A 22,129-nucleotide genomic window follows, 5' to 3' on the forward strand; every position below is an offset into this window, starting at 1 on the left:
AAAATAAAGAAAGAGCCATCACTTGATCAAAGTTGATGGCTTTTTATGTTCTTGGCTATGAAGTTTTAATTGCTCTGAATCGTGGCAGTTTGATAAAGAAAATCGCATTACCACATAAAATGAGAATCACACCAATCACCGCATTCATTTGCCAATCATAACCTTCCCATATAGTCGATATAACCAACGCCACCAAAGGAAATAACAAGGTGCTATATGCAGCTTTCCCCGCTCCAATTCGACCAACCAAATAAAAGTAAGCCGTAAAGCCAATCACTGAACCAAAAATCGCTAAATACAGTAATGCGCTAACCGAACTCCCTGACATGCTCGGAAAAAAGTTGTCATGCTTAAACCATGAAATTAAAGCCATTAGCAAAGAACCATACAACATGGCATAGGCATTAGTCGTAAAAATATCCAATCCTTGTTTTTGATGGCGCGTACTAATCATGTTTCCTAGAGAAAAACCATAAGTCCCTAAAATACATAGTCCAATACCCATCAACGTATTGCTATTCAAGGTTGTACCCATGACATCGTGCCAAAACAAAGCGATGATCCCAAACAGACCAAATAATGCAGCAGGATAAAAACGTGACGATATGTGCTGAGCAAAAAATACTTTGGCATTGATCGTGTTGAAAATCACAGCCATTGAAAAGATCACTGCTTCCAAGCCACTACTAATGTATTGCACTGCATAATAGAAACAGACAAAGTTAAATCCAAAAATACAGCATGCCTGCAACATGCAAAATAAATGATCTCGAGTTGCCAGTTTTTGCAACTTGCGACTCATCACAACAAAAGCAAACAAGACAATTGCTGAAATAAAAAATCGCCAAAACACCGCAACTGTGGTCGATATTTCACTTTGCTGTTGCAGTGTAATTGCAATCCATGTCGTCCCCCAGATCACCACAACAAGAGCATATAACAATGCATTCATAGCTTTTTAACCAAACTCAATACCACACTGTAAAGTTTGCATCTTTGCAGCATTTCATTTCTTTCATTTTCTTGTGATGATTGTCATTTACTTGCGTTTTTTAATGTTCGTTATATTCAGATGACAACTAAGGCTGAACGTCCTACACTTAATACAATCATACTTAACACTTTGTATAGAAGATGAAATATCAGATTCTAGATCAATTACAGCAACACAAAGCTCAATTGCTTGACTCAGTTGAATTGGGTTCAGGTATGCAATTGGCCATGTGGGAAAATAATCAAGATCGCGTCAATGTCTGTAGCAATCACCATACTTTAAGTATGTATATTCACGGTGGTTATCAAAGTTATCAAAAGACACCTCAAGGTTGGCACAATGGCGGTGGGCCTGACCGTATATGCCTCATGCCCCAAGATTATGAGTCGACATGGGACTTGCGTGATCCGCTAACTTTTGTTCATCTTTACTACACAGAACAACATCTAAAACGTGTAGCAGAACAAGTTTGGGATAAAGAACCTAGCCAAATTATTTTAAATCCACAAATCTTCGTCGCCGATCCCCAAATCTCAATGATCTATCGGCATTTTTTACTCAATGCTGAATGGGAAAACCGCGAAAATCATTTACAGATGAGTACAGCAACTACGCTATTGCTTAATCATCTCATCAAGAATTATAGTCATGCACACTGGCAAGCACCTGTCGTAAAAGGTGGGCTTTCACCATATGTGATCAAACAAGTTTTGCAATGGATTGATCAACATTTGCATTTAAGTTTGACGCTCACGGATTTAGCCGAACAAGCGCAATTAAGTGAATATCATTTTGCGCATATGTTCAAACAATCCATGAAAATGCCACCCCACCAATACGTCATGCAACGTCGACTTGAGTTAGCCCACCAAGCTCTACACTTAACTAAATTAAATTTAACAGAAATTTCAATGCGATATGGCTTTAGTTCGAGCAGTCATTTTAGCCATCGTTTTAAAAAACATTTTGGATACGCACCTTCACTGCTGCGAAAAAATCAAAACTAATTATTGAAGTTTCACATATTTTAAAATCTACTTTTGTATATAGACCTTTAGCCAAAAGTCGTTTAAAACTCCCACAATCCAAGCTTTTTGTCATATAATTTAGCCCGCCAGCTTATCGCCCGCTCAAGAGAATTTTGATATGACAACGATCATCAAACAAGATGACTTGATTACATCAATCAAGGATGCCCTCCAGTTTATTTCTTACTATCACCCTCAAGACTTCATCCAAGCGATGAGCCGTGCTTATGATCGTGAAGAAAACAAAGCTGCAAAAGATGCAATTGCTCAAATCCTCATCAACTCACGTATGTGTGCTGAAGGTCATCGACCAATCTGTCAAGATACAGGGATCGTCAACGTTTTCCTTGAAGTCGGCTTAGATGTTAAATTTGATTTAACCATGAGCTTAGACGATGCAGTGAACGAAGGTGTACGCCAAGGTTACTTAGAAAACTCAAACGTACTTCGTGCTTCAGTGCTTGCTGATCCAGCTTTTGGTCGTAAGAATACTAAAGACAATACACCTGCTGTCATCCACTACAAACTCGTACCAGGTAATAAAGTTGATATTACCGTTGCAGCTAAAGGTGGTGGTTCAGAAAATAAATCCAAACTTGCGATGCTAAACCCATCTGATTCAATCGTAGATTGGGTACTTAAAACTGTACCAACAATGGGTGCAGGCTGGTGTCCACCAGGTATGCTCGGTATTGGTATCGGTGGTACTGCTGAAAAAGCCATGATGCTTGCAAAAGAAGCACTCATGGAAGAAATCAACATGGACGAATTACTTCGTCGTGGTCCACAAAGCAAGATGGAAGAACTCCGTATCGAGATCTTCGAAAAAGTAAATGCACTGGGTATTGGTGCTCAAGGTCTTGGTGGTTTGACGACTGTTCTTGATATTAAAATCAAGGATTACCCATGTCACGCTGCGGGTAAACCAGTGGGTATGATTCCGAACTGTGCTGCCACACGCCACGCACACTTCCAGTTAGATGGTACAGGTGTAGCACACATCCAAGCACCTAAACTTGAAGACTACCCTGCTGTAACTTGGGATTCATCTCAATCAAAACGTGTGAATCTTGATACCATTACACAAGAAGAAATGAACTCTTGGAAACCAGGCGATACTTTACTTCTTAACGGTACAATTTATACAGGTCGTGATGCTGCACATAAGCGCATGGTCGACATGTTAAATAATGGTGAAGAACTTCCAGTCGACTTAAAAGGTAAATTCATTTACTACGTTGGTCCTGTTGATCCTGTTCGTGATGAAGTCGTTGGTCCTGCTGGTCCTACAACTGCAACGCGTATGGATAAATTTACACGTCAAGTCTTAGAAGCAACTGGCTTGTTCGGCATGATCGGTAAAGCGGATCGTGGTCCAGCGGCTGTTGAAGCAATCAAAGACAATAAAGCAACTTACTTAATGGCTGTGGGTGGCGCTGCTTACCTCGTTTCTAAAGCTGTACGTGAAGCTGAAGTTGTTGCATTTGCTGACCTAGGTATGGAAGCAATCTACAAATTTGTGGTTGAAGATATGCCTGTTTCTGTTGCCGTTGATGTGAATGGTACGTCTATCCACGCAACTGCTCCAAAAATCTGGCAAGCAAAAATTGGTAAAATTCCAGTTGTAGATGCTGCGGCACAATAATCCGCTCATCAAAAAAATAGCCGAATCACTGCATTCGGCTATTTTTTTATTTAAAGCTTCTGTTAAATTATAAAAATGAATAAGAATAACGAGGCAAATATGAACATAAATCCATTCCATTATCTATTGCTATGCCTTGCTATTTGTACTTCACAGGATGTATCAGCTACTCCTGCGCAAACTAAATCTGTTCAAGAATTAATTAAAGCCAGTGACTTAGAAAAAGTACTGAATAACTCCTTTGAAGAAATGCAACCTGCTTTAGACTTAGAAGCTGAAAGGATTATTTTAGGTATTTTAAATAAAGAAAAATTAACAACCAATCAAGAACTCTTAGCAGTATTAGAACTCAGCCAATTATTAAAAGAGACCAGTTCAAAATTATTTGCTCGACCAGAAACAATTCAAGCGATTGAAAAAATTTATAAAGACACACTCAGTGAAGAAGAAATTCAGGCTTATTTAAAGTTTTTAAAAACTCCTGAAGGTAAGTCAATCAATCAGAAAAACTTACAGATTAGTACAAATGTATTTCAATATATGAATACTCTAAGTCAAAAAACGCTAAGCGATCCTGAACAAAGCATTCAATTGAAAGAGCAATTTCTATCTATCATTCAACCACTAATTCAACAGGAATAGAAATTGCTCATTAATACTATCAATTACCAAGTTAAAGGATTCCAAAGTTTAAATGGTTTAACCAAGTGAACCTCAGACTTTTGATCATATTTGGCAGGTTTTAACTCCTGAGGCTTAGAACGAACTTTACCTGAAGCATCTTGCGCAACAAAATTATAACTAGATGATTATAATCGAGTAAATGCAATTTCTTGACGTGCCACTTTCTCTGGCATTGACATAAATGGACCTGTTGGTTCACTTCTTGGTAACTTATTCTCTTCGTCATATTTAATGAAATAAGTTTGAGCTGCATCAACTGTAAAATCTAAATATTTCGGTTTTTGAAAATGCAAACCTGCTAGAGGACGACTTACACTTAAGCGATAAGTTCCAGCTGGTAATTCCAACCAATAATAATGATTATGTAATAGACTTGGAATGCGATGACCATTGATAAATAGATTAGCAGCAGCAATTTCTTGGCGATTCCAGCGAGTGTCTGGGCGATATAAATAGACTACCGCGGCTTGCTCATTTTGTGGCTTGATAGGAGCGTAATATTGACCTAATTTTTGGTTTACCCATCCACCGACAGCAAAACCACCCACATGATATTGATCAAATAAACCTGGTTTCTTATCTGTATCGACAGGAGGTAAAGTTGCTGTTAAGACGGCTGGATTTTCTTCAACTGCTTTATGGCTTTGACAGCCCGCCAAAATCTCTACACAACATAATGACAATATTAAATAACGCATGACATCCCTCAAGGCGTTTTCTTGGATTTATTTTTAACAGCGCAAAACTATGCGGATTATTCAATTTTTAAGATTAACACCTCATCGTTCAATTGCAAATAAAAAAAGCATGAAAAGCTAAGCCTTTCATGCTTTTTTAGATGAATGTGAATTAAGCAGATTTTGAATCTACAACTTTCAAATCTTTCTTCTCAATCAATTCAGCCGCTGTCGTTTGTGGTAAACGCTCTGGCTTATATGTCGGTTTAGCTGTTCCATTAATCACAGCCTCATCAACAATAACCGTGCCGACATCTTTGCGACTTGGTAAATCATACATTGTTTCAAGTAGTACATTTTCCAAGATAGAACGTAGACCACGTGCGCCAGTATTACGCTCAAGGGCTTTCTTCGACACTGCTCGTAATGCAGACTCATCAAATACAAGGTCAACATCTTCCATCGTGAATAAATACTGATATTGGCGAGTTAATGCATTTTTTGGTTCAGTCAAAATCTGCATCAATGCTTCTTCATCCAACTCATCAAGCGTTGCAATCACTGGCAAACGACCGATAAATTCAGGAATTAAACCAAATTTCACCAAATCTGTTGCTTCAACTTGACGGAATAACTCAGAGACTTTTTTACTGTCATCTTTATTTTTCACATCAGCTGTGAAACCTATACCGCCTTTTTCCTGACGTTGCTGTACAATTTTTTCCAAACCTGAGAATGCGCCACCGCAAATAAATAATATATTTGAAGTATCGATTTGGATAAATTCTTGTTGAGGATGCTTACGCCCTCCTTGTGGAGGAATCGAAGCCACTGTACCTTCAATCATTTTTAATAATGCTTGTTGTACACCCTCTCCCGAAACATCACGAGTAATCGATGGATTCTCAGACTTACGCGTGATCTTGTCGATTTCATCAATATAGATAATGCCTTTTTGAGCTTTCTCTACATCATAATCTGCCTTTTGCAGCAATTTTTGCACGATATTTTCAACATCTTCACCCACGTAACCCGCTTCGGTAAGTGTTGTCGCATCCGCCATAGCAAAAGGGACATCAAGTAAACGTGCAAGTGTTTGAGCAAGTAAAGTCTTACCAGAACCTGTTGGTCCAATTAATAAAATATTACTCTTAGCAATTTCGATGTCTTGATGTGCATGATGTGTTTGCCCAACTTTCAAACGCTTATAGTGGTTATACACCGCAACAGATAACGTTTTCTTCGCAAGATCCTGCCCAATGACATATTGATCAAGCGCTGCACGTATTTCATGTGGCTTTGGCAGTGCTTTGGTTGCCCAATCACCCGCTTCAACCTGTTGACTTGTTTGAACTAAGTCTAAGCAGACATCTACACATTCATTACAAATATATGCGTCCTCACCTGCAATCAGTTTCCCGACTTCAGACTGCGTTTTACCGCAAAATGAACAATGTTTTTGTCCTTGAGGATGTTCGGACATATTTACTCCAATCTTGAATCTTAAAAATTACGGACGCTTACTAAGTACTTGATCAACCAAGCCATACTGTTTTGCAGCTTCAGCCGTCATGAAATTATCACGATCAGTATCACGAGCAACTGTCTCGTAATCCTGTCCGCTATGTTGCGCCATTAAACGATTTAAACGCTCTTTAATAAACAAAATCTCACGTGCATGGATTTCAATATCAGATGCTTGTCCACGGAAACCACCTAATGGTTGATGGATCATCACACGTGCATTTTCCAAGCAATAACGTTTACCTTTTGCACCAGCATTCAAAAGGAATGCACCCATAGAGGCAGCTTGCCCCATACAGTATGTCACAACATCAGGCTTAATAAACTGCATGGTATCGTAAATTGCCATACCTGCCGTTACTGAACCACCTGGAGAGTTAATATAGAGGTGAATATCTTTTTCTGGGTTTTCTGCTTCTAAAAATAACATCTGCGCGACGATTAAATTCGCCATGTTATCTTCAACTTCACCTGTCAAGAAAATAACACGCTCACGTAACAAACGTGAGTAAATATCAAAAGAACGCTCACCACGAGATGATTGTTCAACGACAACAGGAACTAAAGCATTTTCAATTGTTGGAACATACATATGTTTACTTATTCCTAAATTATTGTGACTCGATCTATGCCAACAATATGAGGGATAATCGCTGAAATTGCAAAAGGTTCAATCTGAAATATTCGAATATTTAGACTAAAATCTGGCATTTTTTAGACAAATTAACACATTCATAACACATATAAAAAAAGGCGCATTACGCGCCTTTCTTTTCAACTTTTAAAAGATTAGCCACGGCGAGCTTGTTGTTCTTTTAATAAGTCTTCGTAGCTTACAGCCACATCATTTACTTTAGCAGCAGCCAAGATGTGATCAACAACTTGGTCTTCTAACACAACTGCTTCGATTTGAGCACGTTGTTGTTTGTCATTTTTGAAGTATTCAACAACTTCTGTTGGATCTTCATAAGAAGAAGCCATGTCATTGATATAAGCATCAACGCGTGCTTGGTCAACTTCAAGTTTAGCATCAGCTAATACTTTGCTTACCAATACACCAAGCTTCACTGATTTCTCAGCTTGTTCTTTGAACAATTCATCCGGAAGCATGCTGCTGTCAAATGCGCCTGCACCTTGAGCACCAAACTGTTGAGTGAATTGTTGGATCATTTGTTGACGTTGACGATCAATTTCTTGAGCAACCATTGATGCTGGAACTTCGATTTCGTTCGCAGCTACAAGCGCATCAAACGCAGCTTGTTTAACTTGGTTGCGAAGACCGTTACGAACTTCACGTTCCATGTTTTTACGAACGTCAGCTTTTAACTTGTCTAAGCCTTCTTCTTCAGTTAAACCAAAGATTTTTAAGAATTCAGCATCAATCTCTGGAAGTTTTTGTTTTTCAACAAGTTTCACAGTGATTTTAAACTGAGCTGCTTTACCTGCTAAATTTTCAGCTTGGTAGTCTTCAGGGAAAGTTACATCAATAACTTTCTCTTCGCCTTTCTTCATGCCAACGATACCGTCTTCAAAGCCAGGAATCATACGACCTGAACCAAGAACAAGTTTAAAGTCTTCAGCTGCACCGCCTTCAAACTTCTCACCATCAACAGTACCTTCGAAATCGAAAGTCACTTGCATATCTTTTTTCGCCATGCCTTTGGTTTCAGTCCAAGAAGCACGTTGCTTTTGTAAGTTTTCAATCATTACATCAACGTCTGCATCGTTGATTTCAGATGATTTACGATCAATCTCTAAGTCAGCAAAAGATTTAACTTCTACTTCTGGATACACTTCTACAGTCGCTTCATAAACTAAAGCGTCATCTTTGTTTTCAACTTTTTCAATGTTCGGCATGCCTACAGCATTGATTTTTTCTTGTTGAATTGCTTCGAATACTGTATCGCGAATAAGGTCATTCACAACTTCTTGATAGATGCTCGCACCATATTCACGGCGAACAACATTTAAAGGCACTTTACCTGGACGGAAGCCGTTGATCTTCACAGTTTTGGCAGTGCGTTTTAAGCGAGCTTCAAATTGCTCGTTAACACGGCTCGTCGGTACAGAAACATTTAAACGACGGGCAACGCCCGAAACCGCTTCAGTCGTTACTTGCATGGCTTCCTCGATATATAGTTAGTAGTAACAATTTTTAAAGTGCCACATTATATGACAACTTTGCTGATATACAAAATTCGACAAGCATTCTAGCAGTAAAAGTTGATCTGAACATATCAGCAAGTCATCCACGATTTATTATTTTTCATAGTTTATGAATAAACTCGGTTGTTCTTGGGTAATTTCGTGAAGAATTCTATTAGATCAAAATGCTTAATTTTCACCCAATCAATTACAACACAATTTTACATTTCGCTACACTATTCTATTTCTTTTTCCAAATTTATATGATCTAAGCATCGTTAAATCCAATCGAGAAAAATTGCATATAAGAATAAGAATAATTATTATTTGCATGAATTTTAAGGTTTACATGGATACGATATGTCTTCTTTTATCAGAACACGTAAGAAGTTTGTTTCATCTGCGATTGCATCATCTCTTTCTATGATTGCAACTGCAGCAATCGCGCAAGATAAAGAAAATGTGGTTCAACTCCCAACGATTCATGCAGAAGCAACTGCTGAACAATTAAAAGTTGATGTATCTGCAAACAAGAAATATGTTGCGCCATTAAAAGACACACCAAAGACAGTGTCTGTCTTATCTCAAAAGTTATTGAAAGAAACAAATTCAAATACTTTATTAGAAGCTCTTCGTAATGAGCCTGGTATCACACTAGGTGCTGGTGAAGGCGGCATTCCGTATACAGATATTCCTTATATTCGTGGTTATAACGGACAAAGCGCGATCTATGTAGATGGTGTGCGCAACTCAACAACTCAAACACGTGATATGTTTGCGATTGAACAAGTCGAAGTAACTAAAGGCTCAAGCTCTGCTTTAACTGGCGGAAGTGGTGTTGGTGGCAGTATCAACATGATTCCAAAAGTTGCGCATGAAGGTGATGAATATCAAGGAAGTGTTGCAGGCGGCACAGATAACTATAAGCATATCGTACTTGACGCAAACAAAGACTTTGGTAATGGAATCGCGGGTCGTGTTATTGCGATGGGTCATGAAAATGAGAAACCGGGACAGCACAATGGTGCAGAATACGCTCGTGTTGGTATTGCACCTAGCCTAGCTTTTGGTTTAGGAACTGAAAACCGTGCGACCTTAAGTTACTACTTTATCAAAAGTAATGATGAGCCAGATTCAGGCATTCCATTTAACAATCCGAATATCTATGAAAATGATGGTGTAACTCGAAAAAAACATATCCCCTTAGATGCTGTTAAAGGCGATGGTAAACCTGTTTCAGTTAAACAAGGCTCTTACTATGGCTGGAAAGATCGTGATTTTGATAAGCGTGAAAATCATATAGGCTCATTGAAGCTTGAACATGATTTTAATGATGATTTAACGGTTTCAAACACTGCAACATATAGCCATTCTAAAGCAAGCTATATGTATACAAATCCAGATGATTCAAAAGGCAATATCTATAACGGCAAAGTCTATCGTCGTGCTACACAAACCATTCGTGACACCGATGCATTTACCGACCAACTTTCTTTAGTTGGAAAATTTAAAACTGGAGCATTAGCACATAGCTTCAATGTCGGTGCTGAATATAATCGCGAAGAGACCAATCGCGGCAACTATAATATTAGCTATCCTGGATATACAAACTTAACAACTGCTGGCTTCAATGAAGACTGTAAAGCTAATAATGGCTGGTGCACGGATTTAAATAATCCCAATGCGAATGATCTATGGTTAGGCACTCTCACACCAAATACTAAACAGACTACAATGACCAACGAAACAGTATCTGTATATGCATTAGACAGTATTGAGTTCAATAAATATTGGTTATTAAATCTTGGCGTACGCTGGGATCAATTTGATACAGAATTAAAATATAACAAAGATGTAACAGCTCGTGGTGTAACAACGCCAGCAGGTACTGTGTATTCAAATGATACAGACTACTTCTCCTATCAAGCAGGTGTAGTATTCCGCCCAACAGAGCATGGTAGTATCTATGCAAGTTTCGCAACTGCTGCCAACCCTGTAGGTATCGATCCTGATCTTGATTCACTTAGTGCTTCAAATAAAGACTTAGAACCAGAAAAAGCTCGTACATTTGAGATCGGAACGAAATGGAGTCTTTGGAACAACCGTGCCAATGCGACAGCTGCAATCTTCCGTACTGAGAAGCAAAATACACGTATTAATATAGATGCGAATACAGTAACTAATGCTGGTGAAAGTAAAGTTGATGGTTTTGAACTTGCTTTGACAGGTCACATTACTGATAAATGGGAAATGGCACTTGGCTATAGCTACTTAGATAGCGAATTAACCAAAGCAGCTTATAACTTAGTTGCTCAAGAAGGTGGCCCTCTTCCATTCGTTGCTAAACAGAGTGCTAACTTGTGGAGTACATACCAAGTACTTCCAAAATTAACACTTGGTGCAGGCGTTCAATATCGCGATCAAGTTTTTGCGAATACCAATCCAAACACAGCCACCACTTCAACGAAAATCTTACCAACGTTTACTATCTATAATGCGATGGCAAAGTATGATGTAAACAAGAATGTAAACCTACAGTTGAATGTAAATAACATTTCAGATAAGCGTTATTTTACAAGTGCTCATGCTTCACACTATGCAAACGAAGGTGATGGCCGCAACGCAGTTCTTGCGATCAACTTTAAGTACTAAATCCCTTAAAAAAATTAGGGTATTTACTTAAACTCATCTAAAATAGCCTCTCTATGAGGCTATTTTTTTATAATAATCAATTGAAAGGGATATGCTCAGTGATCCATCACATTCCGAATGTTTTGACAAAAGAACAAGTCGCCGAATTCCGTAAATTAATGGAAGCAGCAAATTGGGTCGGTGGAAAAATTACAGCAGGCACACTCTCAGCTTCCGTAAAACGTAATCAACAACTTTCAGAGAGTGACCCTTTAACCCACCAACTTAGTGCACTTGTAATGGATGCAATTTGGAAAAATCCAACTTTCCAAGCAGCTGCACTCCCCAAGCAAATGATTCCACCTTTGTTTAATCGCTACGATGAACACGAAAGTTTTGGTTTTCATGTTGATAATTCAATTCGTTTAGTGAGAGGGACTCATCAACAACTTCGCACAGATTTATCGTGTACTTTATTTTTGAGTGAACCTGAAGAATATGATGGTGGTGATCTCGTTATTGAAGATACTTATGGCTACCATGAAGTGAAATTACCAGCAGGTGATGTCGTACTCTACCCTTCAACAAGCTTGCATGAAGTCAGTAGTATTAAGCGTGGTACCCGATTTGCTTCATTTTTTTGGGTACAAAGTTTGATTAGAGATGATCAAAAGCGTCATATGCTCTTTAATTTGGATGAAAGTATTCGTCAACTTCGCATAGATCATGGTGATGCATATCCAGAAGTAATGAAACTCACCAATATTTATCACAATCTCATTCGTATGTGGTCAGAACTCTGACCACTTCATTTTTCGTCATGCTGAATAAATTCTATAATTTTTATTAAAAAATAGACTAATTTAGAAAAAATATCCCACTCAACTATCAATTCTTGCAAAAAACAGGAAAACATTTTCCACAATTAAGAGCTAGAATGGTGTTATAGACCTTTGCAGCCAGCTTATTTTCACCTAGACTGATTTTTATTAGATGATTAATATAGCTGCAAAACCGAATCATAATTTTGAATGGTTGATGATGAAAACAAATTACGGCTTTACCCATCCGTCGAATATAAACCATCTTGCTGCTCTCCTGATGCTGCGCCTCGCGCGCGTATAAATTTTATTGCCTAAGTTTGAAGGCATTCGATCCAAATATTCTCTTTTAATTTATTCGTATAGACACCATATATATTTATAGTACGTTGCATTTATAAAAATCCGCGACCCCTGCTATGACAAGGAGTTACCTCATGATGTTGGCTGACCCAAGCAAAAAATACCGCCGTATGTATCAACGAGTGGATTTACCAGATCGTCAATGGCCGAATAACGAAATCAACCAAGCACCGATTTGGATGAGTACCGACCTTCGTGATGGTAACCAAGCGATTTTTGAACCAATGAATATGGATCAAAAATTAAAGATGTTCAAAATGTTAGTCAAAATCGGCTTTAAACATATTGAAATTGGTTTCCCATCTGCGTCTCAAATTGATTTCGATTTTACCCGTATGTTAATCGAAGAAAATTTGATTCCTGATGATGTTTATATCGAAGTCTTGGTTCAAGCTCGTGATCATTTGATTGAGCGTACTTTCGAGTCATTAATTGGTGCTAAACGTGCAATTGTGCATATCTATAACTCGAACTCTCCGACTTTCCGTCAAAAAGTTTTGAATGTAGATGTAAATGGCGCTAAACAACTTGCGATCAATGCTGCGAATAAAGTGAAAGAATACGCAGCGCAATATCCTGCAACTGAATGGATATTCCAGTACAGCCCAGAGTGTTTCTCTGCAACAGAATTGGAAGTTGCCAAAGATGTCTGTGATGCGGTCACGGAAATTTGGGAAGCGTCTCCAACCAATAAAGTGATCTTAAACTTGCCTGCAACGGTTGAGGTGTCTACACCCAATGTCTATGCCGATCAAATCGAATGGATGCACCGTAACTTGGCGCGTCGTGATGGCGTGATTATCTCAGTTCACTGTCACAATGACCGTGGTTGTGGTATCGCTGCCTCAGAATTGGCGATCATGGCGGGTGCCGACCGTGTCGAAGGTTGTGTGTTTGGTAATGGTGAGCGTACAGGTAATGTTGACGTTGCTGCGATAGCGTTGAACATGTACACACAAGGTGTCGCACCAAACCTGGATTTCTCCAACATCAATGAAATCATTGCAACCGTTGAGGAATGCACGGGCTTGCCTGTACATCCACGTCATCCATACGCAGGTGATTTAGTCTTTACCGCATTCTCTGGTTCACATCAGGATGCAATCAAGAAAGGCTTTGAGTTCCAGAAAAATGAAGAAATCTGGGATATGCCGTACTTACCAATCGACCCTAAAGATTTAGGTCGTGATTATGATGCGGTGATTCGTGTGAATAGTCAGTCTGGTAAGGGCGGTATTGCCTATTTGTTGGAGTCGAACTATAACGTGGCTTTACCACGCCGTGTGCAAATTGAGTTTAGCCAGATCGTGCAACAGCATACCGATGAAAACGGTACAGAAATCAGTGCACATCAAATTTGGGAATTATTCCAAAATACTTATGTTGATGTGAAAAATCGTCATTACCAAACCAGGCATTATCAGTTATCCGATATCAATGGCACACAAATCATTGAATTAGATATTGAAATTGACGGTGAAGTACAACGTTTACGCGGTGAGGGCAATGGTCCAATCTCTGCCATGCTGAATGCATTACAGTTACCAATTGATGTGGTGAACTATGAAGAGCGCAGCATTGGTTCAGGTGCAAATGCTAAAGCACTTGCCTTGATTGAGCTTCAAGTGAAAGGTACTGGTAAGAGCGCATTTGGTGCAGGGGTACATGACAACATTGTCACCTCATCCATTGAGGCGATTATTGCCTGTACCAACCGCCTGATTGAACAGGGTGTGTTGACCACTGAGCAAGTGGTTGCCGCAGCCGTTTAACAAAAACAATCATTTAAAAAGGATACCAGAGTTGGTATCCTTTTTATTATTGATAAAAGATTTATAGGACGAACGATTCCAGTGTCTTTTCCATCGGATTCTGTGGGCTTAGTCAGTCCACAAAAATTTTCATTTGAAGCACCTTTAGAACTTGAGTGTGGGCGTGTATTGCCGCGTTTTGATTTAATGGTTGAAACCTATGGAACACTTAATGCAGATAAATCCAATGCTATTCTCATTTGCCATGCATTGTCAGGACATCATCATGCTGCGGGTTATCATCATGCAGATGATAAAAAAGCAGGTTGGTGGGATAGCTGTATTGGACCTGGAAAAGCCATTGATACCAACCACTTCTTTGTGGTGTCACTGAATAATATTGGTGGTTGTAATGGTTCAACAGGCCCAACATCGCCAAACCCTGAAAATGAAAATCGTCCTTATGGTCCAGATTTTCCATTAGTCACTGTTCGTGACTGGGTCAAAACCCAAGCCATGTTGTCTGATCGCCTCGGAATTGATGTGTGGTATGCCGTGATTGGTGGTTCTTTAGGTGGCATGCAAGCACTACAATGGTCATTGGACTATGCTGATCGTTTAAAAAAATGTGTCATTATTGCCAGTGCACCAAAATTATCGGCACAAAATATTGCCTTTAATGAGGTTGCCCGTCAGTCAATTCTGTCTGATCCCGATTTCCATCATGGACGTTATCTGGAACATGACAGCTACCCAAAACGTGGCCTGATTCTGGCACGTATGGTCGGTCATATTACGTATTTGTCTGAAGAAGCCATGAAACAGAAATTTGGTCGTGATTTGAAATCTGGCAAATTTATGTACGGCTTTGATGTCGAATTCCAAGTTGAAAGTTATTTACGTTATCAAGGTGAACAATTCAGTCGCAATTTCGATGCAAATACTTACTTGATTATGACCAAAGCCTTGGATTATTTTGATCCATCTCGTGAGTATGAACATTCATTGACTAAAGCAATGAGCAAGCCTAAATGCAAATTTTTGGTGATTTCATTTACTACAGATTGGCGTTTTAGCCCGAGTCGCTCACAAGAATTGGTTGATGCTTTGATTGATAATCATAAACCTGTTAGCTATTTAGATATCGATGCTGAACAAGGGCATGACTCGTTCCTATTCCCAATTCCGCTTTATGTCAAAACACTTCGAGCATTTTTAGGTGGAGAACAACAGTTGCAATCGACACCGCAGGAGCTTCACTAATGCGTATAGATCAACGACTCGCTGAAAAATGGATTAGCCCTAATTCTAGCGTACTAGACTTGGGTTGTGGTGATGGCGAACTGTTGGCTCATATGAGCAAACAGCACAATATTCGTGCTTATGGCTTAGAAATTGATCAAGAAAAGATTGCAATTGCCATCAGTCGAGGGTTAAATATTATCCAACAGGATTTAAACTTGGGTTTAAGCCGTTTTGCCAACCAGTCGTTTGACTCTGTGGTTATGGCACAAGCTTTGCAAGCTGTAGATGCGCCCGATGTATTACTTCGTGATATGGTGCGTGTCGGAAAACAGGCAATTATTACTTTTCCAAACTTTGCGTATTGGAAGACTCGTTCTTTTCTTGCTTTGAAAGGAAAAATGCCTGTTTCTGAAGCTTTACCCTATATGTGGTATAACACCCCAAATATTCATTTATGTACTTTCCGTGATTTCGAAGCCTTATGTGCAGAAAACGGAATTAAAATTATTAATCGACTTGCCGTTAATGGTGACCAACAAGGTAGTGTGCTGAGTAAGCATATGCCGAACCTATTTGGTGAAGTCGCAATTTATCGAGTGAGCGCTCTATGAAAAAGACATTAATCAGCACGTTTTTATTTGGCATAGTCAGCTTTCAAGCGCATGCAGACTATGTTGCTCAACCACAGTCAGTAGCAACACAAGCAGCTAGATACTCTGTGATGAGTATTGGTGAGTTACAAAGCGCTGCAAAAGCTGGTCAAGCTGGTGCGCAGTTTTATCTAGCTACACGCTATCAATATGGTAAAGATGTCGCTAAAGACGAGAAACAAGCTTTTGCATTGTTTAAGGCTGCTGCCGATCAAGGTATCTCTGCGGCTCAACTGAATGTTGGTCGTATGTATGCAGATGGCATTGGCACAAAGAAAGATGAAGTATTGGCTCGCAAATATTTCGAAAAAGCAGCAAGTAACGGCGACAATCGTGCAAGCTTCAATCTTGCCATGATGGAAGAGCAAAAGAAAAACTACGTAGGTGCGTATCAGTGGTATGAGCTTTCAACACGTGATGGCATGCTCGATACTAAAGTGATTAGTCTTTCTGAAGGTAAGAAAACAGCTTTGGCTGCAAACTTAACTCAAGAGCAAATCCGTACCGCACGAGACCGTGCTGATAAATGGATTCAAGCGCAGTAAACTAGTTTAGATCACCTGATTTATTTAAAAAAACCGACTGTTGAGAGTCGGTTTTTTTATTCAAAGATAATGCACGCTTTTGGTAATATGATGGACTACACTTACTTAGATAAACTGATTAATGATTGTGAAATAGCAAAGAAATCAGAACCAATCAAAACCTATATTTATTCAAGTAATGAAAATTTAGAAAAGTTCTTTATGCTCTACGGCAATGAGCTGAAACAAGATAGTTGTGCAATTTACATCATCAAAGAAATCAATGGTAATTCGAAAGAAACCCGATCAAGATTCATACAATATAAAAATAATGAAGATGTCGCTTGTCCAAAACTAAATCCAAACGCTTCTGATGTATTGTATGTTGGCTCCTCTTCTACGAATGTAATAAATCGCTTAAAACAGCATATTTTAGGTACCCATACAAAAACCTACGCTCTCAGATTGCAACACTGGTTTCAAGGTCAATATGAAATTGAAATTAGAACTTATCAAGTTCCACCTAGCATATTGCAGTTAATCGAAGATAATTTATCTCATAGCTTACAGCCAGCATTTGGAAAAAAAGGAGGAAATAGCAAATAGTTAATAGATGACAAAGGCAAATTCAGAAAATTGTATTTCTAGCTATCTCAAAGTATGGCTACGTAGCTCTACCCTATTCTAAAAAAAAACTCTAAAATTCCACTCAATCTGAGCTAATCTAAAATAAATATGTCTACTCCATCATGGCTTAATCAAGGCAGCCTTGTGCTTGCAAGCAATAACAAAGGTAAAATTGCTGAATTTGATCATCTATTTCAACAACTCAATCTACCCGTCGAAATCATTCCCCAAGGAAAACTCAACATTGAAGATGCGATTGAAGATGGTTTAAGCTTTGTTGAAAATGCAATTATTAAAGCTCGCCATGCATCTAAACTTTCAGGCAAACCTGCTATTGCAGATGACTCGGGTTTATGTGTGCCAATCTTAGGGGGAGCACCTGGCATTTACTCCGCACGTTATGCAGGCGAACATGGCAATGACGCTGCCAATAACCAGAAGCTTTTGGCTGACCTTGTACCATTCCGCAAAGAGGGTGAAGCGATTGAGGGTATGTTTGTTTGCGTATTAGCACTGGTCACCCTTGCCGAAGACCCTCTACCACAAATCTTTCAAGGTATTTGGAAAGGTGAAATTTTAGAAACTGCTCGCGGAGAAAATGGATTTGGTTATGATCCCCTCTTTTGGGTAGCTGAACGAAACTGTTCAAGTGCTGAACTCAGCAAAGAAGAAAAAAGTAAAATTAGTCATCGTGGTAAAGCGATGCAGCTCTTCAAAGCTAGCTTAATATAAATCGAACTGCGTGCTCTAGTTAATAAAAACTAGAGCACTTTTAAATAAAATAAAAATCAAACACGCTGAATTTAGAATAACAAAAACCTTGTATTAAACCTTGATTACAAACCAAAAAGTAAAATTATCTATTCAACTATTTAAAGCTATTTATCCCTCTGTCGCAAAATTGCAATATAAGTGTCACATATTTGTCATGCCAAGCTGTTGAGATATATACAAAGTTTGTATAGGAATAAAATTATGGCTGGTTTATCAATTTGGCACGTACTCATTTTCGCAATCGTAGTTATTTTACTTTTCGGTACATCAAAGCTTAAAAACTTAGGTAAAGATGTCGGTGGTGCAGTTAAAGATTTCAAAAAATCAATGAAAGATGACGAAGCGGCAGCATCTCTAAATGAACCCCGTACGATTGATGCACAAGTAAAAAATACTGAAAGCTCAATCAAAAGTTAAGCGAGCAACAATATGTTAGATGTTGGAATGTCCGAACTTTTGGTGTTCGGCATTATTGCTTTACTTGTGCTTGGACCAGATAAATTACCTCAAGCAGCTCGCTTTGTCGGGAAATGGTATGGCAAAGTGAAGCGCCTTGTCAGTAATGTGCAAAACGATATTGATCGTGAATTACGCCTATCTGAATTACGCGAGCAGATGCAGCAAGAAATACAACGTATTGCTGAACTAGAACAAAAAATGCAAGCTCAAATGTCTGAGCTCGAACAACAAAAACGAGAAATGTTTGTTCAACCAAGCAAACAAGAACAAACAACAGATAACATTAGTTATCCTACTTATCACTATGTGAAAGAGCATTCTTCATTTGTATATGTGGAAAAAAATATTCAAAAGGCTCAGACCACTATTTTTCCTGCACCAGATCATCAACCTGAATTTAAGGTGGCCGTATGAGTACATCCTCTCATTCTCAGTTACCTGCTCAATTGATTGAAGAATCAAAGCAAAAGATTGAACTTGAAGAAATGCCGATTACCAAGCATTTAATGATCTTGCGTCAGCATTTATTCAAGATCGTTGGAATTTTATTACTCTTATTCTTTTGTTTATTACCATTTGCAAATCCTACCTATCAGTTACTTTCTGAACCTTTGCGAGCTCAGCTTCCTGTTAGCTCATCAATGATCGCAACAGATGTGACTGCAACATTTATGGCACCCTTTAAGCTGAACTTTTTTGTTGCACTGATGTTAGCAATGCCTTTTATAATTTATCAGATTTGGGCATTTGCTAAACCTGCATTATATGAACGCGAAAAGACACTTGCTCTTCCGTTATTACTAAGCAGTATTTTTCTATTTTACGCAGGAATTGCCTTTGCATATTTTGTTGCATTACCTTCGATTTTACATTTTTTCATCAGTGTTTCACCTGAAACTGTAGCGCCAATGACAGATATCAATAGCTATCTAGCGTTCTGTTTAAAACTATTTCTCGTATTTGGTTTAACCTTTGAGATTCCAGTGATTACACTACTTTTGATTCTGATTGGAGTCGTGAGTACACAAAGTCTGATTGAGAAACGAAGATTTATCATTGTTGGCTGTTTTTTCGTAGCAATGTTTGTTACACCGCCTGATGCTATTTCTATGATCATGTTAGCCGTTCCGATGTGGTTATTGTTTGAGATTGGATTATTTTTTGGCAAGATTATCGAAAAAAGAAAAACAGCTTGATTACTTAGTTCTTATTACTAAAAACAGGCTTCTCGCCTGTTTTTTTTAATTTTATTACTTTAATTTTTAATTGATTTTTCACAAAGCTGTCACACAAGTGTCAAGGCTTCGTCACATTTAAACATTAAGTTTATTGGGGGAAAACTTTTAGAACAACTGTTATATTTTTTAGGAAAAATTCCATGACCGAGCTATCGCCATATCATGAAGATCAAGAGTTGGATAACAACACATCGGATAATATTCATTTCCGTGACATTTTAGAACAGCACATTAGCCGCCGTAGTCTCATCACTAAAACTGCGAGTGGTGCTGTTGCATTAACTTTAGCATCGACATTAACTGGCTGTAACGACGACGATAATAACTCGAGCAATAATGGTGGAACACCGCCAACACCTGTTGATCCAAATAAAAAACCAGAAAAATTAAACTTCTCTCCTGTTGCTAAAAATCTAAATGACATCGTAACAGTGCCTGAAGGTTATGAAGCAACTGTACTTTATGCTTTAGGGGATTCAATCAATCCTGCTTACGGTGCGTGGGATGATAACAATATTCCTTCAGGTTTAAGTTTTGAATATCGTTCTGGTGATTGCCATGATGGTATGACATTCTTTGGTTTAAATAGCTCAACTCAACGTTACGATGCCAATGTATCTGAACGTGGTTTATTAGTTATGAACCATGAATATATCAATCCAACCTTCCTTCATCCTAAGGGACCAACGAAAGTTGATGGTCGTCGACCTGAAGATGAAGTCATTCGTGAAGTGAATGCTCACGGTGTTTCGGTAATCGAAATCAAAAAAGACAAAACTTCGCAAAAAGTAGAAGTGGTTAAAAACTCAGTTTTTAACCGTCGTATTACAGGTTCTACAGTGATGGATTTTGCTGGTGCTGCTGCAGGTTCAACCCTTCTAGCTACTGCCTACTCTCCAGCAGCTCGTCAAACTCGTGGTACACATAATAACTGCGGTAATGGTTATACACCTTGGGGAACTTACCTGACGACTGAAGAAAACTTTATTGGTTACTTTGCTCGTAGTGCGACAGATGACACCTTGCGTCGTCCAGAAGAAATCATTGCACTTAAACGCTATGGTTTAAAAGCAGGTTCAAGCTCTCGTTATGGCTGGGAAACAGTAAAAGCTGGTGTACTTTCACAAGATCTTTATAATCGCTGGAATGCGGATGTAAAAGCTACTACAGCAGCTGAAGATTATCGTAATGCACCAAATACATTTGGTTGGATGGTAGAAATTGATCCATTCGATGGTCGTCAAAATCCGGTTAAACGTACGTCTTTAGGTCGTTTTGCTCATGAGGATTGCCGTACTAGCCGTGTAATTGCAGGAGAAAATCTTGCTTTTTATATGGGTGATGACTCTCGTGGAGAATATATCTACAAGTTTGTATCTGATGCAAAATGGGATCCAAAAGATATCAATGGTGGCTATGCTGCTGGTGATAAATACATGAATGCAGGTAAACTTTATGTTGCCAAATTCAATAATGACGGTACGGGTCAATGGATTGAGTTAGCCTTTGGTAAAAATGGTTTGAACCAAAGCAATTCAGTCTATCCATTTAGCTCACAAGCTGATGTTGTCACTTTTGCTCGTTTAGCAGCTGATGCAGTTGGCGCAACAAAAATGGATCGTCCAGAGTGGTGTGCGGTTAACCCAGAAAATGGTGAAGTCTACGTTACATTAACCAACAACTCGAACCGCGGTACTAGCTATCCAACTGATGCAGCAAATCCACGTAATTATGAAGACCAATATGCAGGTACAAAAACCAATAAAGGTAATGTAAACGGTCATATTATTCGCTTGCGTGAAACAGCTGATAAAACAACTGCTGAAAGCTTCAACTGGGATATCTATCTATTTGGTGCTGAGGCATCTGGAGCTGCAAACATCAACCTTTCAGGTTTGACAGATAATAATGATCTTTCAAGCCCTGATGGTATGTGGTTTGACCCACGTGGTGTACTTTGGATTCAAACAGATGACGGCGCGTATACTGATGTAACGAACTGTATGATGCTTGCTGCACTTCCAGGTCAAGTTGGAGATGGAGCAAAAGCAACGACTTCAAATGGTACTGAAACCTTAGTTGGTAAGAAAGTAACAGATGAAACTTTGCGTCGCTTCCTTGTAGGACCTAAAGAGTGTGAAATTACAGGTGTAACAATGACACCAGATTACAAAGCAATCTTTATTAATGTTCAGCATCCAGGTGAAGACTCTGCAGACTATGCATCTCCTTCAAGTAACTGGCCAGCAACTCAAACGAACCCAAGCAACAAAACTGCACGTCCACGTTCAGCGACTGTTGTGATCACTCGTAAAGATGGTGGTGTGATTGCAGGCTAAACCCTAAAAT

Annotated in this window: 19 protein-coding genes and 1 pseudogene; 15 read left to right on the forward strand and 5 right to left on the reverse strand. The window is 38.9% G+C overall.

Features of this window, described 5'->3' with window-relative positions:
* Window positions 1–55: 55 nt before the first annotated feature.
* Window positions 56–952, reverse strand: coding sequence for a DMT family transporter (locus tag R2H34_RS14100; protein WP_087540274.1), 897 nt, complete (start codon window positions 950–952; stop codon window positions 56–58).
* 182 nt (window positions 953–1,134) lie between these two features.
* Between R2H34_RS14100 and R2H34_RS14105 the strand changes: the two genes are divergently transcribed.
* From R2H34_RS14105 to R2H34_RS14115, 3 genes are all read left to right on the forward strand, one after another.
* The gene (locus R2H34_RS14105; protein ID WP_087540272.1) at window positions 1,135–2,001 is read left to right on the forward strand and encodes a helix-turn-helix transcriptional regulator; all 867 of its coding nucleotides are present in this window, start codon (window positions 1,135–1,137) and stop codon (window positions 1,999–2,001) included.
* Window positions 2,002–2,140: 139 nt separating this feature from the next.
* Window positions 2,141–3,667, forward strand: a complete 1,527-nt coding sequence (locus tag R2H34_RS14110) for a fumarate hydratase (RefSeq protein WP_004909213.1) — start codon at window positions 2,141–2,143, stop codon at window positions 3,665–3,667.
* Between the two features lie 99 nt (window positions 3,668–3,766).
* Window positions 3,767–4,309, forward strand: coding sequence for a DUF2059 domain-containing protein (locus R2H34_RS14115; RefSeq protein ID WP_039908525.1), 543 nt, complete (start codon window positions 3,767–3,769; stop codon window positions 4,307–4,309).
* A gap of 23 nt (window positions 4,310–4,332) precedes the next feature.
* On the opposite strand, the pseudogene R2H34_RS14120 reads toward R2H34_RS14115, so the two are convergent.
* The 4 genes and pseudogenes from R2H34_RS14120 to tig all read right to left on the reverse strand — a co-directional run bounded on the left by R2H34_RS14120 (window position 4,333) and on the right by tig (window position 8,673).
* Window positions 4,333–5,049: pseudogene (locus R2H34_RS14120) on the reverse strand (DUF2846 domain-containing protein).
* Window positions 5,050–5,200: 151 nt separating this feature from the next.
* Window positions 5,201–6,511: an ATP-dependent Clp protease ATP-binding subunit ClpX gene (gene clpX / locus R2H34_RS14125; protein ID WP_087540269.1), complete on the reverse strand. Its 1,311-nt coding sequence runs from the start codon at window positions 6,509–6,511 to the stop codon at window positions 5,201–5,203.
* Between the two features lie 27 nt (window positions 6,512–6,538).
* Window positions 6,539–7,144 carry an ATP-dependent Clp endopeptidase proteolytic subunit ClpP gene (clpP, locus tag R2H34_RS14130; RefSeq protein WP_004909225.1) on the reverse strand — a complete coding sequence of 202 codons (606 nt, stop codon included), beginning with the start codon at window positions 7,142–7,144 and terminating at the stop codon, window positions 6,539–6,541.
* Window positions 7,145–7,341: 197 nt separating this feature from the next.
* The gene (gene tig, locus R2H34_RS14135; protein WP_004909227.1) at window positions 7,342–8,673 is read right to left on the reverse strand and encodes a trigger factor; all 1,332 of its coding nucleotides are present in this window, start codon (window positions 8,671–8,673) and stop codon (window positions 7,342–7,344) included.
* A gap of 384 nt (window positions 8,674–9,057) precedes the next feature.
* On the opposite strand from tig, the gene R2H34_RS14140 reads away from it, so the two are divergent.
* The 12 genes from R2H34_RS14140 to R2H34_RS14195 all read left to right on the forward strand — a co-directional run bounded on the left by R2H34_RS14140 (window position 9,058) and on the right by R2H34_RS14195 (window position 22,119).
* Entirely contained in the window at window positions 9,058–11,349 is a 2,292-nt protein-coding gene (locus tag R2H34_RS14140; RefSeq protein WP_318342313.1) for a TonB-dependent siderophore receptor, read from the forward strand.
* Window positions 11,350–11,447: 98 nt separating this feature from the next.
* On the forward strand, window positions 11,448–12,131 hold the full coding sequence (locus R2H34_RS14145) for a Fe2+-dependent dioxygenase (protein WP_165395644.1): 684 nt from the start codon (window positions 11,448–11,450) through the stop codon (window positions 12,129–12,131).
* A gap of 455 nt (window positions 12,132–12,586) precedes the next feature.
* A complete protein-coding gene (gene leuA / locus R2H34_RS14150) occupies window positions 12,587–14,284 on the forward strand; it encodes a 2-isopropylmalate synthase (RefSeq protein WP_318342314.1) in 1,698 nt (565 codons plus the stop codon).
* A gap of 81 nt (window positions 14,285–14,365) precedes the next feature.
* The gene (metX, locus tag R2H34_RS14155; protein ID WP_087540263.1) at window positions 14,366–15,526 is read left to right on the forward strand and encodes a homoserine O-succinyltransferase MetX; all 1,161 of its coding nucleotides are present in this window, start codon (window positions 14,366–14,368) and stop codon (window positions 15,524–15,526) included.
* The gene (gene metW, locus R2H34_RS14160; RefSeq protein WP_039048178.1) at window positions 15,526–16,119 is read left to right on the forward strand and encodes a methionine biosynthesis protein MetW; all 594 of its coding nucleotides are present in this window, start codon (window positions 15,526–15,528) and stop codon (window positions 16,117–16,119) included. The genes metX and metW overlap by 1 nt, the downstream gene beginning before the upstream one ends.
* Window positions 16,116–16,703 carry a tetratricopeptide repeat protein gene (locus R2H34_RS14165; RefSeq protein ID WP_004951899.1) on the forward strand — a complete coding sequence of 196 codons (588 nt, stop codon included), beginning with the start codon at window positions 16,116–16,118 and terminating at the stop codon, window positions 16,701–16,703. Before metW ends, R2H34_RS14165 begins: the two co-directional genes overlap by 4 nt.
* 87 nt (window positions 16,704–16,790) lie before the next feature.
* Window positions 16,791–17,288: a hypothetical protein gene (locus R2H34_RS14170; protein ID WP_042892029.1), complete on the forward strand. Its 498-nt coding sequence runs from the start codon at window positions 16,791–16,793 to the stop codon at window positions 17,286–17,288.
* A gap of 129 nt (window positions 17,289–17,417) precedes the next feature.
* On the forward strand, window positions 17,418–18,041 hold the full coding sequence (rdgB, locus tag R2H34_RS14175; protein ID WP_042892016.1) for an RdgB/HAM1 family non-canonical purine NTP pyrophosphatase: 624 nt from the start codon (window positions 17,418–17,420) through the stop codon (window positions 18,039–18,041).
* A 243-nt stretch (window positions 18,042–18,284) separates the two neighbouring features.
* A complete protein-coding gene (gene tatA, locus R2H34_RS14180) occupies window positions 18,285–18,500 on the forward strand; it encodes a Sec-independent protein translocase subunit TatA (protein WP_004760687.1) in 216 nt (71 codons plus the stop codon).
* A gap of 12 nt (window positions 18,501–18,512) precedes the next feature.
* Entirely contained in the window at window positions 18,513–18,956 is a 444-nt protein-coding gene (tatB, locus tag R2H34_RS14185) for a Sec-independent protein translocase protein TatB (RefSeq protein WP_042892019.1), read from the forward strand.
* Window positions 18,957–19,027: 71 nt separating this feature from the next.
* Window positions 19,028–19,738 carry a twin-arginine translocase subunit TatC gene (tatC, locus tag R2H34_RS14190; protein ID WP_171488088.1) on the forward strand — a complete coding sequence of 237 codons (711 nt, stop codon included), beginning with the start codon at window positions 19,028–19,030 and terminating at the stop codon, window positions 19,736–19,738.
* 182 nt (window positions 19,739–19,920) lie between these two features.
* The gene (locus tag R2H34_RS14195) at window positions 19,921–22,119 is read left to right on the forward strand and encodes a PhoX family protein (RefSeq protein WP_087540260.1); all 2,199 of its coding nucleotides are present in this window, start codon (window positions 19,921–19,923) and stop codon (window positions 22,117–22,119) included.
* The last annotated feature ends 10 nt before the right edge of the window (window positions 22,120–22,129 follow it).

Origin of the sequence: Acinetobacter sp. 16 (assembly GCF_033439925.1) — a bacterium.
Lineage (GTDB): Bacteria > Pseudomonadota > Gammaproteobacteria > Pseudomonadales > Moraxellaceae > Acinetobacter > Acinetobacter junii.